Raw genomic sequence first — 14,500 nt, 5'->3', positions numbered from 1 at the left:
TCAGGTGCTTTTTACTTTCAGCTGATCCAAATAGTCAAGTGCGTCCTGCATGGTGTCGACAGGGACGATTTTCATATCGGACTTGATTGCTTTCGCCGTTTTTACCGCATTTTTGTAATCAGAATTTTCAGCTCCGTTTTGATTCGGAGCAAAGAAAATATCTTTTCCCGCTTTGTCTGCGGCGACGACTTTCTGATCGATTCCGCCGATCGGTCCGACTTTGCCGTCCACGTCGATTGTCCCCGTTCCGGCTATATTATAGCCTTTTGTTTCGTCAGGTTTTGTCAGCTGGTTGTAAATTTCTAAAGACATCATGAGACCCGCAGAAGGCCCGCCGATGTTTTCAATGCTGAAATGGAGATCCGGCTTCACTTTCACGTTCCGGTCCGTATATAATGCAACACCGATTCCCGCTCTTTTCGGGTCGTCCGGGAATGATTTCAGCACAATGTCAACGGTCTTTTCTTTCGTGTCCCGTTCAATGTGAAACGTTACTTTTTCCCCCGCTTTCTTGCTGCTGATATAATCAATCAGCTTTTCAGCGGATTCGTATGTTTTCCCGTCCGCGCTGATGATTTTATCACCGACCTCTATTTTTCCTTTTGCCGGCATGTCAGAGACGACTGAGCTGGCATAAATGCCGTTAAATGAGTATTTCACCTGTTTCCCGGCTTTTTGATAAGCGGCAATGACCGCGTTTTCTTGGGAGCTTTTCATCATTTGCAGCTGGCGCTTCATATAATCCGAGTCCGATTCGCCCTCTTCTTTTATGCTTTCATCAGGGACGATTTCTTCGTAAGGATGCACTTTCGCCCAAAGATATGTATACGGATTGGCGGGGCCTACTTTGACAGTCATCAAGGAAAGGCTTCCTTTTTCAGGATAGCCTCCGTCCACCTTAATCAGCGGTCTCAGCTCTGATGCTTCTCCCGGCTGTGTGATGTAATACGGAAGCTTAATAAATGTAACAGCGATTAATAAGATCAGGATGATAAACACCCAGCGAAAATGTTTTGCTTTCATATGAGTTAGCCCTCCCAGTTCTCTATTTCTTGTTTAATCCGGCCGATCATCCGGTCTGCGGCTTCTTCGCCCGCTGTGATCATATGATCAATGTTGGCAAAAGAACTTGAGCTGAATGATTCAAGAGAAGGGCGGATCATGACGTCTGCGGCAATGGTCTGGTGACGGACCAATTCATTTTGCAGTATATCCATACTTTGCATGATTACATCAAAAATATGTGCCGCCTTTTCCGTTTTTTTCACCCGGGAGACGTCAGAGGCGATGACGATATCAGCACCCATATCTTTTACGGCGGAAACCGGGATTCTGTCGACCACCGCGCCGTCGACTAACATACGTCCGTTCATTTTTTGCGGGACGAAAACGCCCGGTATGCTGATGCTCGCGCGGACGGCTTCGGACACTGAACCTTTCGTAAAAACGAGTTTTTCGCCGGTCTGAAGGTCGCAGGCCACGATGCCGAGCGGGATCCGCAGTTCTTCTATCGGCTTGCCGTACGTATAGGCATGAACGAGCTGCCTGATGCGGTCTCCTTTTAAAAATCCGAGCTTCGGCATCGTATAATCCGCGTACAGCCGCCGCTTAAATGCTTTAGCGACTTTTTTCATCGTGGCCACGTCATGCCCGGCCGCATAAAAGCTTCCGACTAATGCTCCCATGCTGCTGCCGGCAATCATATCAATTGGAATCTGATGCTTATGTAAACTGGATAACACTCCGAGATGAGCGATGCCTCTTGCCCCTCCCGAACCTAACGCTAACCCGATTGTAGGTTTGGCCAACGCGACGAACCCCCTAATAGACATCCTATACATGAATTCTATGGTCTAAATTGAACCCCTATGCTCGTATATTAGTACAGGATGACAAATAGGTACTTGCCCGGCCGCCTTTAAGGTCTGTTCTATATTTTATCATGATATAAATGTCAGTGTGCAATTTTAGCATCGGGGAGGTAAGAATGAATTTGTCTAAGTTTCATACATTTTTGATTTCATTGTTTTTCATTTTTTTGACGGCGACGGTTATTTCACACCCTCAGGCCTCATTCGAAGCCTCCAAAACCGGCCTTTCCATGTGGTGGGAGGTAGTTTTTCCTTCATTGCTTCCGTTTTTTATTCTATCTGAGCTTTTAATCGGATTTGGCATTGTCAAGTTTGTCGGCCTTTTACTCGAACCCTTTATGCGTCCCATTTTCAGAGTGCCGGGGGTCGGCGGATTTGTACTGGCTATGGGCATGGCTTCAGGCAATCCGGCCGGCGCGAAGCTGACTGCACGGCTGCGCCAGGATAAACAAATCTCCAGAGTAGAGGCTGAACGCCTCGTCTCTTTTACCAATTCATCCAATCCGTTATTTATATTCGCTGCGGTGGCAGTCGGCTTTTTTCATAACGCGTCTCTCGGCATTCTGCTGGCATCGGCTCACTATCTCGGAAACATCGCCGTCGGCCTGACGATGCGTTCATACGGACGGAAAGAAGAAGCGGCGTATACCGGTAAAAAGACGATCGCTCTCCCTTCTCTGAAGGAAGCATTTCTGGCCCTCCACAAGGCGCGGCTTTCGGAAAAGCGGCCGCTCGGAAAAATTTTGGGCGACGCCGTCACCTCTTCTGTACAAACCTTGCTGATGGTGGGCGGTTTTATTATATTGTTTTCGGTTTTCAGCCGGTTATTATCAATCGTACAAGTCATGGATGTGCTTTCTGTATTTACAAACGCGCTGCTTTCGCTTTTTCATCTTCCGGCAAATCTGGACATCCCTCTTATCAGCGGAATGTTTGAAATTACACTTGGGAGCAAGCTGGTCAGTGAAGCTGATGCCGCCTTGCTGCCGAAAGCCATGATTGTGAGTTTTATTCTCGGGTTCAGCGGCCTTTCCGTACAGGCCCAGGTAGCCGGCATTTTATCGGAAACAGATATCCGCTTTAAACCGTTTTTCGCGGCGCGTATCCTTCAGGGCATTTACGCCGCACTCTTTATTCTCTTACTGTGGAAGCCGCTTTACCTTGCATTGGACGAACCTTACCAGTCCGTATTCCTCCCTTTCCGCGATCAGGACGCGGTATCTGCTGCCGTCAGCGGATGGAATACACTTGTTGAAACCGGTCCCGCCATCACGCTGACAGCTCTCGCCGTGTACGCATTGATTTATTGTTACAGGCTGTCAGCACGGACAAAAAAAGGATGAGACGCCAGTCAGCGCTCTCATCCTTTATATTTCTGCATCAGCGCCTGTTCAACTTCCGGAGGAACAAACTCTGAAACAGGGCCGTTATATTTTGCGACTTCTTTTACGATGCTTGAACTTAAAAAAGAGTACTGATTGTTCGTCATCATAAAAAAAGTTTCTATTGATTCGTCGAGCACGCGGTTGACGGAAGTCCCCTGCATCTCATATTCGAAGTCAGAAACGGCTCTGAGCCCCCTGATAATCGCCTTCGCCCGCTTTTTTTTCGCATAGTCGATTAACAGTCCCTGTGACGTCTCGACCGTAACATTCGGTATGTCTTTTGTCACTTCTCTTAACAGCTCACATCGTTCCTCAACTGTAAACAGCGGCTGCTTAGAAGAATTATTGAGCACGCATACGTACACCTGCTCAAACACGTTTGCCCCCCGTCTGATAATGTCCAGATGTCCGTAGGTGACGGGATCAAAACTTCCGGGACATACAGCTATACTTGCCACATCATTACCCCCTATTTCGGTATATCGTCACTCCTGTAAGCCCGTAAATTTCCCTTCTTGTTACAGAAAGCGCGCCGACGGCTTCAGGAAGCGCAACGGCTTTATCATGCTCGGCTACGACAAAACCGTCTTCATTCAGCATGTTCTGCTCATCAATCATTTCGATAAGCGCTTTCAGCTTTTGTTCCTTATACGGAGGATCTAAGAAAATTCCGTCAAAACCTTTTTCCCGTTTCGCCGCGGCATAGAGGGCCCGCTCTGCATCATTGCGGTATACTTCCGCTGAAGACAGCAGATCAAGCGCTTTGATATTCGCTTTTACCGTTTGGATGGCTTTGAAATCACGATCCACAAAGATACAGCGGTCAAATCCGCGCGACAGCGCTTCAATCCCGAGACCGCCGCTCCCCGCAAACAAATCCAGCCCCGTTCCTCCGTCAAAATACGGGCCGATCATATTAAAAATAGACTCTTTTACTTTATCCGTCGTCGGCCTTGTTGATGTGCCCGGCACAGCCTTTAAGGCTCGTCCTTTTCTTGAACCGGAAATTACTCTCATTATTCACACCACTTTTTCTGAAAACTTTGATGTTTCTCATCGGCTGAGCCGTTATGTATCAAAACAATCCCTATCTTATCATAAAGCATTCTTTCAAACAATGAACGTGAAAAACGTGTATACATATTCACATTCCTGTCAAGACTACGTGTAACAGCATCAATGAATGATGTTGTTGCCAACCGCGGAGAAGACTTACGTTTCCCCATAAGTTCTTCCTCCGGTTTCTCCTCTCCCTTTTCCTTCTCCTTAACTTGTTAAGGAATAGAAGGACCCCGCAGGTATCTGCGGGGATTTTTTTATATACCGACTTTATAATCGTACTCTTTCGCCTTATCAAGCTTTGATTCAAATTCCAGCTTTAAAAAAGGTTTATAAGAAGGCTCTACCTTCTTCACATAAGAATAAGAAGAAATCTTTTCCATTGTTTTTTCGATTAGATCCATATCGCAATACAGCACAACGTATTTCAGCCGTTTGGAAACATAATGAACGTTGCCGAATTTTCTCAGCATTTTGCTGTGTTTTAAAGAATGCAGATATACGATTATGCCTTGGCGCTTATTTTCCATCATGATCACCCGCCTGACTTTCTGTTCATTTTATGTAAAAGACGAGACGGCCGTCTCGTCAGGAAACTTTGCATCCGCAGCCGCCGCCGGAACCGCAGCCGCCGCCGCAGGATGACAGGCCGTCAAAATAAGGATTCCCCGTCGGAACTTTTACATGCTCCGAGACGGCCGTTCCGAGTTCAATGCTGATCTCGTCAAGCAGCGACTGAAGCTCAGTCTCCGCTTTTTTAAATTCGGCCACCTTATCGTTTAAATCCAGTTCCCGCTTCATTTCTCTCATTTTGCGGGAAATCTCTCTATAATCAGGATGGTATTTGCCAAAGCGCTGCACATCCTCATACTGCTCTTTAACGCTCATAAAAGAACGAATGATCCGCCCTGCCTCTTCATCTTCACGGAGACGCTTGTAACAATCGCGGTAATTTTCAGCCGTCTCAGACTGCAGAATCATGCCGGCAAGCTGCTCCGCTTCACTTTGAAGCTTGACGGACTCAATTGTTGCATACATAAATACGCACCTCCAGTTGCTAGTTTACCATGAAACCACCCAATTGGAAAATGCGGCGTTTAAACGCTTTTTAATCCTGTGAACGCATGGCGTGAACCATCTGCATCATCATCTGCGCCATTTGAATCCCGTTTGAGAATTGGCTTACCCGATGAGGTATCGTCTTTTCATAAAAATTCATCATGTCAAGCTGAAAGGAATTGAGATCGTCCGGTTTTCTCGCAAGTCTGCGGTACCAGACGGGGCGCTGCCGTATAAACCGTTTCCGTTCCTCATCTGCGGATATGAATTCCTGAACCTCTTTTCGCATACACGATCCCCTTCTTTAATCCTTCCTGAACGAAAAAGGATGTTGTCCGGAGCCTTGCCGGGGCTGCTTCGTGCTGCTCCCCGAAAATTGGCTTAAAAGGCTTTGCAATGATGAAATGGATTGGCTCATTTTATTGATCTGCTCATTCATTTGGTTGATATCCATCTTTTTGACGGCAGTGACCATTTTTGAAACGAAATCGTTTTTTTCAGCTGGTTCCTGTTTGGTTTCCGCGTCGGAAGAAGGCTGAACGGCCTCGTCTTTAAAAGGGTTCCATATCGGATCATCCTCGCCCAGAAGAACCCAGTTTTCATAGACTTCCTGCCAGCTTCTTTGTTCCTTGCGAACATTTTGGATCAGTTTGGGATGCTTTTTTACGAATTGTTTAAAATCATCGATTGATTGCCGTGATTGCTGATTCGCCACAATTCTCACCCCCTCCGAAAAGTTTTGCCTGCTATAATGTATCGGTTCATGCGCCTTAATGTTCGCCTAAATTGCGAAAAAAAGCAGGTATATATAAAAATTGTTTTTTTCGCCAGAAGCACCGCTCGCGAAAAAACATAAAAAAACCGCGGGGGACGCGCCCCTCTGCGGTTTTTTACTGCCAAGGCTTAATGAAGTTTTGCGTATAATACTTCTGATCAACGCCGACACCGAGGTGCGTATAATCCGGGCTTAACAGCGCCTTTCTGTGGCCTTCGCTGTTCAGCCAGCCCTCCACGGCTGCAGGACCGTCCACATAGTTGTAGGCAATATTTTCACCGGCCTCCCGGTATTTCACATCGCCTTTTTCCAAGCGGTCCTTCAGAGTCCCGTATTTCTTTGAGACGTGAGAGAAATACTTGTTATCCTTCATGTCCTTGCTGTGGCCGAATGCCACTTTTGCGGCGCCTTCGTCCCATTTCAGCCTTGCAAGTCCGTGTTTCACGCGGATGACATTTGTAATATCGAGAATCTGCTGCTCACTCGCTCGTTCAATGTCGTTCCATTTTTTATCAGAAACAGGCTCGGGTTCTGTCAGCTTTCCTCTGTACATGACCTCATACGGCCTTTGTTTCACAAGTGTTTCCGCATCAAATGCCCTGATGCTTGACAGATTCCCGTCAAATTTGTCCATGTACAGCTGAACATACATTCCGCCTATCTTAACGGTGGGACGGGTATTGATATCTTCTTCAGAAAACTCGAACCGATACGTGTTTCCCTTGTCAGTCACATTGACAAAAGGAGAAACCTGCGTCGTTTTAAAAACTTCGCCCGTCGATTCGCCGATCTTAAACGGTTTTGCGTTGATGCCGCTTCCCGAAGCGTATAAAGTCACGGCTTTATCATTCAAAATACCGACTTGTACGTATTGGTCTTTCCCCTGGTTGTACACCCACCACTCGTAATCGTAGGCAGAAGGATCTTTCCGAGACGGTTCCCCAAGTTTCTTTTTCACATCGGCGGCAGATTTCCCCATGAGAGAAAGCAGTCCGGATGACGGCATTTTCAGCCGTTTTCCGCTCTCTTCTTCATTGGAAACCTGAGGCTCCTCCTGATCCGTCTTTTTCTGAGGAGCCGATCCATATTGTATAAACAGAACATACGCTCCGTAAATAAGCAAAAGGATAACGAGAGCCCTTGCGATATTTTTCAACCTCTCACCCCCATATCATCAAACCGTTCTGTTTTTGTGTACTCTTATACAGTACAGCCTATTTGCATCGTCCGTGATTTATGTTTAATGGATAAACCCCTCCGGACCTCCGTCTTCAGAAATGTCAGACAGCGCCCGGCCCGCTTGCTCATTTGATTGCTCGGCCAACGAAAGATCGCCGAGCGTAACAATGCCGACCAGTTTTTTATCCCTTGTGACGGGAATTCTTCTGAGCTGATGTTCAGCCATCAAATGGAGCACCTCCTCCACAGAGGCGTCTTCTTCTGCACTGATAACCCGCTCTGTCATTGCGTCGGTTATTTTTTGAGAGTTCGGCTTTTTTGAAGCAATTCCCCGTAATACGAGATCTCTGTCTGTCACGATCCCGACAAGTGTGGCGCCGTCTTCATCCACTATCGGAATGGCGCCGACATCCGCGTCTTTCATCTTCACCGCAGCTTCATATACATTATCTAATACTGTACAATATTGCAAGTCTGACGTCATGAGCTTATTGATCTTTGTCATTGCGGAACTCCTCCTTTTTTCTGCTACTATTGTCGTCAAATTTTTCTTTTTGCATACTTTCACCGTATGAATCATTGAAAGTGTAACGCTTTCATACTATGATTGTCAGGAAAGGGCATTTTTAAAAGGAGGGGGAAGGTTTGAAGTTTGAAAACAGCGGTCTTGAAGGGGTAACAGCGGAGCTCAGCCGCTTGAATGATCTGATGGAAGGTAAAGGGCTCATTCTGGCTGGACAATGGGATTATGAAAGAGTGACTTACGACAAAAAGTTTTCAGTACCTGAGGGGACATTTTATCTGCGGATTCAAGGAACGGCAAAAGAGGGCGATGTCGGCGGCAGACGGGCCGTGATTCAGCTGAAGGCCCCTCTTTTAGGAAAGCATTATTATCCGCACGGCGTAGAATACGGCAGCGCTGAAGAATTTCCGGAACATGTCGTCGCTGAAAGCAAAGCTTTACTGCTTGAATTGGAAGAGTCATTAAAAACAGTGCAAATGTAATAAAAAAGTACAGCATGTTCTGCTGTACTTTTTTTCATGAGACGGTATGCTCGATATACGGCGGCTCTGACAGCGTATCTTTTTCCCGTTCCGTTCTGACCCACTGAAAAAAGATGACAGCCAAATATATTCCGTAGACCGCCTCTTGAATGATTTTCATCAGCACTGCCCCAAGCTGCTGATCTTCCAGAGGAGGCAGCGTGTTAAACATCTCCGGTCCGGATAAAGGAATCTCCTCCAGCAAATCTAAAGGAACGCAAAGCTTCATTGCTTCGGCCCAAGCCGCCGGATCTGTATACGTGGCGTACATGGGTGCCCCGCTGAACATAATGAGCGCGCAGGCCGGCGTTAACAAAATCCCGTCTGCCATAATATACCCCAGCTTCATTAAACCGCTGAGACGGGGCAGACCGTCCACCTTATGCACAAGCGGCCACCACATAAAAAACGCCGTTACAAAGATGAGTCCGTTCATCAGCGTGTGATACAGCGAATCCGTTTTGACGAAATCAAATATAAACGGGATGTGATACAGCGAAAAAATACCGTTAAACAGCACTAAAGCGATAAGCGGCATTGAAAAAAACGAAAACAGCGGCTTTACGACAGGACGGAAGATCAGTTTTTTCCATGCCCAGCCGGGAATTCCGGAGATCAACAGCGGCGGTACGACTAAAAACAGAACCGCCATCTGCGCCATATGGGCGCTGAACATCACATGGCCCAATAAATCAACCGGACTTCCCGCAGCCGCGTAAAAAAATAGCGCGGAAAGCACAAACAGCACCTTCTCCTTAACGGCCACACGTCCTTCATGCCGGCTGCACCAGTAAAAGTAAACACCTGTTATCACGGCAGTTATACAAAACAGATACGGGCTCCACATTGCGCGAAACCCGAACATTTCCAAATTAATCAAATCTCTCACTCCCCGCCGCCCCGATTACCACCAAATAATCGTGACAAATGCAAGCACGGTGATAAACGCGACAAATATTCCCGAATACAGAAATAATGACGGCGCTTCATGCCCCTTCTGGCTCATATGCATAAAGTAAAACAGCTGAAAGATGACCTGAATGACCGCAAGCAGGATCAGAAACGGCATCGTAAACCATCCGGCAATGCCGTCTGCAGCCACCGTCAAAAACGCGACAAGCGTAAGGCCGATCATCAAACCGAAGGATATGACCTGATATTTCATCTCCTCGGCATTTTTCCTTCTCCGATATTCGAGATCCGTACTGACAGTCCCTCTGTTTTTGTTATCGTCCATCGTTATCCCACCATCCCCATCAAATATACAACGGTAAAGATAAAGACCCACACGACATCGATAAAATGCCAATATAAGCTGGCCACATAATATTTCGGCGCATTATAAAGGCTGAGCCCTCTTTTCGCATTCCGGATCATGAGCGCGCTGATCCACAACAGCCCGAACGCCACGTGTGCTCCGTGTGTGCCGACGAGCGTGTAAAACGCTGAGCCGAGCGCAGAGCTTGTAATGGTAAAGCCGAATTCGTGAGTGTAATGCATAAATTCATAGATTTCAACCCCTAAAAATCCCGCTCCCAATAATACGGTAACCAGAAGCCACACCTGCATTTTTTTAAAGGAGAAATTTTTCATATGATACATCGCATACACACTCGTTAAGCTGCTCGTCAAAAGAAGCATCGTCGCGATAAACACGATCGGCAGCTCAAACATCTCAGCCGTTGACGGCCCTCCGGCTTTTGATTCCCGTAAAGCAAGGAATGTCGCAAATAGCGAGGCGAACAGAACTGTTTCGCCGCCGAGAAACAGCCAAAATCCCAAAAACTTATTTTTCCCCTCCAGCGTTGCTTTTTCAGGAGAAGCCGGAAAGGTTTCAGCCGTCATTTTTTCCTGCAGCTGCATTACGCCTTCACCCCTTTATCATCATTCGGCAGATCTTCTTTGTGAATATGATAGCCGTAATCATCGACCACAGAGCGAAGCAGCATGGTAAAGAATGTGATGCCGAGCCCTATGAAGATAACCGGAAGCCCCCATGAATAATCGGAGTGGTATAAAAACCCGAACGCTGCGACAAACAGCCCGAAAGATATGATAAACGGCATGATGGAGCCGTTCGGCATATGAATGTCCTCTACAGGCTCTGCAGGCGCCATCCCTTCATTTCCGGCCTGCTTTTCAATCCACAGCGGGTCAAGTCCCCGGACAAACGGAAGCTGTTTAAAATTATATTCCGGCGGCGGCGAAGAGACCGCCCATTCAAGCGTACGACCGTCCAGCCACGGGTCGTTCCCGACGTATTTCCCCTTTATTGAGGTATAAATAATATTGACGACGAGTAAAGCAGCCGCGCCCGCCATGAAAAACGCGCCGATTGAACTGATCAGGTTGCCGGTATCAAGCCCCTGGCCGGGCAGATATGTGTAAACGCGCCGCGGCATTCCCATCAAGCCGAGAAAATGCTGAATGAAGAAGGTAAGATGAAACCCGAGAAAAAATAAGACGAACGAAATTTTCCCCATCGTTTCATGAAGCACCTTCCCGAACATTTTCGGCCACCAGAAATGCACGCCCGCCAGGATGCCGAACACAACGCCGCCGATAATGACGTAGTGGAAATGCGCTACGACAAAATACGTATCGTGGAACTGATAATCTGCCGCTGCGGCCGCCAGCATGACACCCGTGACTCCTCCGAGTACGAAAGAGGGAATAAAAGCGACGGCATACAGCATAGGCGTCGTGAATTTGACGTTTCCTCCCCAGATGGTCAAAAGCCAGTTGAAAATTTTAATGCCGGTAGGCACCGCGATCGCCATCGTCGCAACCGCAAATATCGCATTAGCGATCGGTCCGAGTCCCGTCGTAAACATGTGGTGAACCCATACCATGAACCCGAGAAAGCCGATCAGCACGATCGCAAAGACCATAGACGAATAACCGAACAGACGTTTCCTCGCAAATACGGGAATGATTTCTGAAAAAATCCCAAAGGCGGGAAGAATTAAAATGTATACTTCCGGATGCCCGAAAATCCAAAACAGATGCTCCCAGATAATCGTATTGCCGCCCAATTCAGGATTAAAGAAATTCGTTCCGAACAAACGATCCAGCATCATCAGCGCCAAACCGACGGTGAGCGGAGGAAATGCGAATAAAATGAGAGCCGACGCCACAAATGTCGTCCACGTAAACAGCGGCAGTCTCATATACGTCAAACCCGGCGCCCTCATATTAATAATTGTGGCGAGAAAATTGATCCCCGCAATGAGCGTCCCTAAGCCTGATATTTGCAGGCCGAGCACGAAAAAGTCTATGCCGTGCCCTTTCGAATTCAGCGCAAGCGACGCGTACGACGTCCAGCCTGCATCAGGAGCGCCCCCTAAAAACCAGCTCAGATTCAAAAAGATGCCTCCGAAGAAAAACAGCCAAAATCCGAGCGCATTCAGAAATGGGAATGATACGTCACGCGCCCCGATCTGCAGCGGCACAACCGCGTTCATCAGCCCGAATAACAGCGGCATCGCCGCCAGGAAGATCATTGTCGTGCCGTGCATCGTCATAATTTCATTAAACTGCTGAGCACCCATAAAATCGTTCCCCGGCCTCAAGAGCTGAATCCTGATAAGCATGGCCTCAAGTCCGCCGACGACGAAGAAAAATCCCCCGGCGATCATATATAAAATCGCGATTTTCTTATGGTCAACCGTCGTCAAATAATCCCAAAGTAAAGAGCTTTTTCTTTGCTGTCCTGTAAGCGTATTCATCATTTGCGACCTCCCCCCTGATATCTCCCTGTCCTCACTTGTTCTCCGCTTTCAGCCCTTTTAAATATTCATACAGCGCATCCGTTTCAGCGTCCGAGAGCTTCGGATAAGTGCCTGTCATTTTATTGCCCGGTTTAATGCTGTCCGGATTTTTCAGCCAGGCTTTTATATTCTCTTTATTCGCATCCTTAATACCGGCCACTTTGACCCGTTCACCGAAGGTAGCGAGGTTCGGAGCCGTTCTTGCCGCTTCAGCCCGTTTATCATTGGGCTCAACCGCATGACAGCTCAGGCAGTTTTTTTCCTTAAACAGCTCTTCTCCTTGCGCGGCTAAACCGGAATCTGTTGTATGCTTATAATTTTTCATCGCTTTCGTCCATTGTTTAAATTCTTTTGACGGCAGCGGTTTCACTTTGAAATCCATCAGCGCATGTGAAGGTCCGCACAGCTCTGCGCATTTTCCGAAGAAATATTCTCCCGCTTCTTTGCTGCGTTTAGAATCGAAGGTCAGAAAGAAAGTATTGTCATTATCCGTATTCGTATCGATTTTCCCCCCCGCTGACGGAATCCAGAAAGAGTGTTTCACATCTGAGGACTTCAGCTTGAAATAGACGCGTTCATCTGTGGGAACGATCAGCTCCTGACTTGTCACAAACCCGTAATCAGGATACTCGAATTCCCACCAGTATAAATTCGCCCTTACATTAATCACGAGCGCATCCTCTGCTTTACGGTTTTTCTTATCCATCGGCGACGTATCCGCTAGCGCCAATGTATCGATGACAACCGGGATGACAAGAATAATCAAAAGCAGGATCGGAATAACGGTCCAGGTGATTTCTAAAAAACGGTTCCCCTCCACCTGTTTCGGTATCGTGTCTTCCCCTATACGCGACCGTCTGAATCTCACAATGACGTAAAAGAAAATAACTGCTACGACCGCAACGACCACAACCATGATAAGTGTGCTGAGCACCGTCAGATCATATTGTTTATCAGCCACTTCGCCGGCAGGCTTGAGTGTGGACAGAAACGGTTTTCCACAGCCGCTCAATAAAAGCGGCACTAAGGCTAATAATGATAAAAGACGCCAACGCTTTAACATTTCACCCAACCCCTTTTTTGAATCAGTACGAGATGCACAAGCAGTAAATCTGCTTCCAGCCGAAATACTTCATTTCCTCATTTCTTAAAATATGAGATTTTTTACTTAAAATTCCATCTATGTATAAAAGCAAAGCCGCCTGATTAAACAAAAGGTCAAGGCGGCGTTTACTAGTTGTCATTGTTTGTTTTGGCGATCAAACAAGCTCATTATTCAATTAAAACAGCGTGAAGACCACCATCGCTACAAAATAAATGGTCATGTAGTTAAGCGAATAGACAAACATAAGAGTTGCCCACTTCATGATGTTTTTCATGCGGAATCCCATCAGTCCGAGAACAAGCCATCCGACATTAAGCAAAGTGCCGAGAATAACGATCGGAAGACCGAGACTGCCGAGGAAAAACGGAAGCGGCAGCAGGCATGCGACCCAGACGATAATCTGTCTTTTCGTCACTTCAAAGCCGTGCACTACCGGAAGCATCGGAATATTCGCTGCTCTGTAATCTTCCGTCTTTTTAATCGCAAGCGCTAAAAAGTGCGGAATCTGCCAGATGAATAAAATCATGAATAAAACCCACGCGACAACACCGATGTGCCCTTCAACCGCTGTCCAGCCGATTAACGGCGGCACGGCGCCTGATACACTTCCGACAACCGTATTAATCGTATAACGGCGTTTCGTCCACATTGTATAAAGAACAACGTACGTAAACACGCCGATAAAACCGATGACTGCTGCCATCACGGTGGTCATCAAAAGCATGATAAGTCCTAAAGCAATGAGTAAAATTCCTGACCACAGCGCTTGATTCGGCTGAATCTTTCCGGTTACCGTCGGTCTTACTTTCGTGCGTTCCATTAAATGATCAATATCACGGTCGTAATAGTTGTTAACCGCACAAGAACCGGCGATGATCAAAGAAGATCCTATTAATGTAAGAAGCACGGTGTTTAAATTGCCTAAAAAACTCAGACCGGATATATGTAACGCAAGCCACATGCCGGTAAAAGTCGTAATTAAATTCGAATTGACGATTCCTATTTTGATAAGCGAAAGGAAATCCTTCCATGCCGTCGTCTCTTCAATCTGTCCGTCTATAGCTGTATCGTTTAAAATTCTGGAATTAGCCATAACGTAAACCTCCCTTACAAACCTAAAGCAGGTTTTTTAAGACCTGCAACTCTATCATACAAGATAATGACCTGTAAAAAAACATCCTCTTAAATATTAAACGAGAAACAGGAATTTATTTGTGAACTTTTTATGAATTTTACCAAATCCGCCGGTTTCA

At 46.8% G+C, this 14,500-nt stretch carries 19 protein-coding genes; 2 read left to right on the top strand and 17 right to left on the bottom strand.

Annotation, left to right across the window (positions count from 1 at the left end; all coding sequences use genetic code 11):
• Together G9F50_RS04110 and G9F50_RS04105 are read right to left on the bottom strand one after the other, a co-directional pair.
• On the bottom strand, window positions 1-1,023 hold the full coding sequence (locus tag G9F50_RS04110; RefSeq protein WP_007409697.1) for a SepM family pheromone-processing serine protease: 1,023 nt from the start codon (window positions 1,021-1,023) through the stop codon (window positions 1-3).
• A 5-nt stretch (window positions 1,024-1,028) separates the two neighbouring features.
• Window positions 1,029-1,808 carry a patatin family protein gene (locus G9F50_RS04105; protein WP_007409696.1) on the bottom strand — a complete coding sequence of 260 codons (780 nt, stop codon included), beginning with the start codon at window positions 1,806-1,808 and terminating at the stop codon, window positions 1,029-1,031.
• Window positions 1,809-1,987: 179 nt separating this feature from the next.
• On the opposite strand from G9F50_RS04105, the gene ylbJ reads away from it, so the two are divergent.
• On the top strand, window positions 1,988-3,214 hold the full coding sequence (gene ylbJ, locus G9F50_RS04100) for a sporulation integral membrane protein YlbJ (RefSeq protein WP_039063039.1): 1,227 nt from the start codon (window positions 1,988-1,990) through the stop codon (window positions 3,212-3,214).
• 17 nt (window positions 3,215-3,231) lie between these two features.
• On the opposite strand, the gene coaD is transcribed toward ylbJ, so the two are convergent.
• From coaD to G9F50_RS04055, 9 genes are all read right to left on the bottom strand, one after another.
• Window positions 3,232-3,714: a pantetheine-phosphate adenylyltransferase gene (gene coaD / locus G9F50_RS04095; protein ID WP_060561726.1), complete on the bottom strand. Its 483-nt coding sequence runs from the start codon at window positions 3,712-3,714 to the stop codon at window positions 3,232-3,234.
• A gap of 4 nt (window positions 3,715-3,718) precedes the next feature.
• A complete protein-coding gene (gene rsmD, locus G9F50_RS04090) occupies window positions 3,719-4,273 on the bottom strand; it encodes a 16S rRNA (guanine(966)-N(2))-methyltransferase RsmD (RefSeq protein ID WP_007409693.1) in 555 nt (184 codons plus the stop codon).
• Window positions 4,273-4,482 carry a hypothetical protein gene (locus tag G9F50_RS04085; RefSeq protein ID WP_007409692.1) on the bottom strand — a complete coding sequence of 70 codons (210 nt, stop codon included), beginning with the start codon at window positions 4,480-4,482 and terminating at the stop codon, window positions 4,273-4,275. The genes rsmD and G9F50_RS04085 overlap by 1 nt, the downstream gene beginning before the upstream one ends.
• Window positions 4,483-4,572: 90 nt before the next feature.
• Entirely contained in the window at window positions 4,573-4,845 is a 273-nt protein-coding gene (locus G9F50_RS04080; RefSeq protein ID WP_003154470.1) for a YlbG family protein, read from the bottom strand.
• Window positions 4,846-4,903: 58 nt separating this feature from the next.
• Window positions 4,904-5,353 carry a regulatory iron-sulfur-containing complex subunit RicF gene (gene ricF / locus G9F50_RS04075; RefSeq protein WP_003154472.1) on the bottom strand — a complete coding sequence of 150 codons (450 nt, stop codon included), beginning with the start codon at window positions 5,351-5,353 and terminating at the stop codon, window positions 4,904-4,906.
• A gap of 70 nt (window positions 5,354-5,423) precedes the next feature.
• Complete coding sequence (locus G9F50_RS04070; RefSeq protein WP_003154475.1) at window positions 5,424-5,663, bottom strand: YlbE-like family protein; 240 nt, start codon at window positions 5,661-5,663, stop codon at window positions 5,424-5,426.
• A gap of 15 nt (window positions 5,664-5,678) precedes the next feature.
• On the bottom strand, window positions 5,679-6,089 hold the full coding sequence (locus G9F50_RS04065) for a YlbD family protein (RefSeq protein ID WP_025284691.1): 411 nt from the start codon (window positions 6,087-6,089) through the stop codon (window positions 5,679-5,681).
• A gap of 175 nt (window positions 6,090-6,264) precedes the next feature.
• Entirely contained in the window at window positions 6,265-7,305 is a 1,041-nt protein-coding gene (locus G9F50_RS04060) for a CAP domain-containing protein (RefSeq protein WP_007409690.1), read from the bottom strand.
• 84 nt (window positions 7,306-7,389) lie between these two features.
• Complete coding sequence (locus G9F50_RS04055) at window positions 7,390-7,833, bottom strand: CBS domain-containing protein (RefSeq protein WP_003154478.1); 444 nt, start codon at window positions 7,831-7,833, stop codon at window positions 7,390-7,392.
• A gap of 140 nt (window positions 7,834-7,973) precedes the next feature.
• On the opposite strand from G9F50_RS04055, the gene G9F50_RS04050 reads away from it, so the two are divergent.
• Complete coding sequence (locus tag G9F50_RS04050; protein WP_003154479.1) at window positions 7,974-8,333, top strand: YugN family protein; 360 nt, start codon at window positions 7,974-7,976, stop codon at window positions 8,331-8,333.
• Window positions 8,334-8,367: 34 nt separating this feature from the next.
• On the opposite strand, the gene ctaG is transcribed toward G9F50_RS04050, so the two are convergent.
• The 6 genes from ctaG to cyoE all read right to left on the bottom strand — a co-directional run bounded on the left by ctaG (window position 8,368) and on the right by cyoE (window position 14,340).
• Window positions 8,368-9,252, bottom strand: coding sequence for a cytochrome c oxidase assembly factor CtaG (gene ctaG, locus G9F50_RS04045; RefSeq protein ID WP_101536278.1), 885 nt, complete (start codon window positions 9,250-9,252; stop codon window positions 8,368-8,370).
• A 24-nt stretch (window positions 9,253-9,276) separates the two neighbouring features.
• Complete coding sequence (ctaF, locus tag G9F50_RS04040) at window positions 9,277-9,609, bottom strand: cytochrome c oxidase subunit IVB (RefSeq protein WP_015388278.1); 333 nt, start codon at window positions 9,607-9,609, stop codon at window positions 9,277-9,279.
• 2 nt (window positions 9,610-9,611) lie between these two features.
• Window positions 9,612-10,235 carry a cytochrome c oxidase subunit III gene (gene ctaE, locus G9F50_RS04035; RefSeq protein ID WP_003154482.1) on the bottom strand — a complete coding sequence of 208 codons (624 nt, stop codon included), beginning with the start codon at window positions 10,233-10,235 and terminating at the stop codon, window positions 9,612-9,614.
• Window positions 10,235-12,103: a cytochrome c oxidase subunit I gene (gene ctaD, locus G9F50_RS04030; RefSeq protein WP_060561727.1), complete on the bottom strand. Its 1,869-nt coding sequence runs from the start codon at window positions 12,101-12,103 to the stop codon at window positions 10,235-10,237. Before ctaD ends, ctaE begins: the two co-directional genes overlap by 1 nt.
• A gap of 31 nt (window positions 12,104-12,134) precedes the next feature.
• Window positions 12,135-13,205 carry a cytochrome c oxidase subunit II gene (coxB, locus tag G9F50_RS04025; RefSeq protein ID WP_003154484.1) on the bottom strand — a complete coding sequence of 357 codons (1,071 nt, stop codon included), beginning with the start codon at window positions 13,203-13,205 and terminating at the stop codon, window positions 12,135-12,137.
• Between the two features lie 217 nt (window positions 13,206-13,422).
• Window positions 13,423-14,340 carry a heme o synthase gene (gene cyoE, locus G9F50_RS04020; protein WP_003154486.1) on the bottom strand — a complete coding sequence of 306 codons (918 nt, stop codon included), beginning with the start codon at window positions 14,338-14,340 and terminating at the stop codon, window positions 13,423-13,425.
• Window positions 14,341-14,500 lie beyond the last annotated feature (160 nt).

The organism is Bacillus sp. EKM206B (assembly GCF_011066015.1).
Classification (GTDB): Bacteria; Bacillota; Bacilli; order Bacillales; family Bacillaceae; genus Bacillus; species Bacillus velezensis.
Note: the sequence above shows the minus strand (reverse complement) of the source record. Positions and strands in the feature narration are given on the sequence as shown.

Coding starts and splice junctions, on each gene's coding strand:
- G9F50_RS04055 (WP_003154478.1), bottom strand. CDS start 7,833: ATGACAAAGATCAATAAGCTCATGACGTCAGACTTGCAATATTGTACA.
- ctaD (WP_060561727.1), bottom strand. CDS start 12,103: ATGATGAATACGCTTACAGGACAGCAAAGAAAAAGCTCTTTACTTTGG.
- ricF (WP_003154472.1), bottom strand. CDS start 5,353: ATGTATGCAACAATTGAGTCCGTCAAGCTTCAAAGTGAAGCGGAGCAG.
- ylbJ (WP_039063039.1), top strand. CDS start 1,988: ATGAATTTGTCTAAGTTTCATACATTTTTGATTTCATTGTTTTTCATT.
- G9F50_RS04110 (WP_007409697.1), bottom strand. CDS start 1,023: ATGAAAGCAAAACATTTTCGCTGGGTGTTTATCATCCTGATCTTATTA.
- cyoE (WP_003154486.1), bottom strand. CDS start 14,340: ATGGCTAATTCCAGAATTTTAAACGATACAGCTATAGACGGACAGATT.
- rsmD (WP_007409693.1), bottom strand. CDS start 4,273: ATGAGAGTAATTTCCGGTTCAAGAAAAGGACGAGCCTTAAAGGCTGTG.
- coxB (WP_003154484.1), bottom strand. CDS start 13,205: ATGTTAAAGCGTTGGCGTCTTTTATCATTATTAGCCTTAGTGCCGCTT.
- G9F50_RS04080 (WP_003154470.1), bottom strand. CDS start 4,845: ATGGAAAATAAGCGCCAAGGCATAATCGTATATCTGCATTCTTTAAAA.
- ctaF (WP_015388278.1), bottom strand. CDS start 9,609: ATGGACGATAACAAAAACAGAGGGACTGTCAGTACGGATCTCGAATAT.
- ctaE (WP_003154482.1), bottom strand. CDS start 10,235: ATGCAGCTGCAGGAAAAAATGACGGCTGAAACCTTTCCGGCTTCTCCT.
- G9F50_RS04070 (WP_003154475.1), bottom strand. CDS start 5,663: ATGCGAAAAGAGGTTCAGGAATTCATATCCGCAGATGAGGAACGGAAA.
- G9F50_RS04085 (WP_007409692.1), bottom strand. CDS start 4,482: ATGGGGAAACGTAAGTCTTCTCCGCGGTTGGCAACAACATCATTCATT.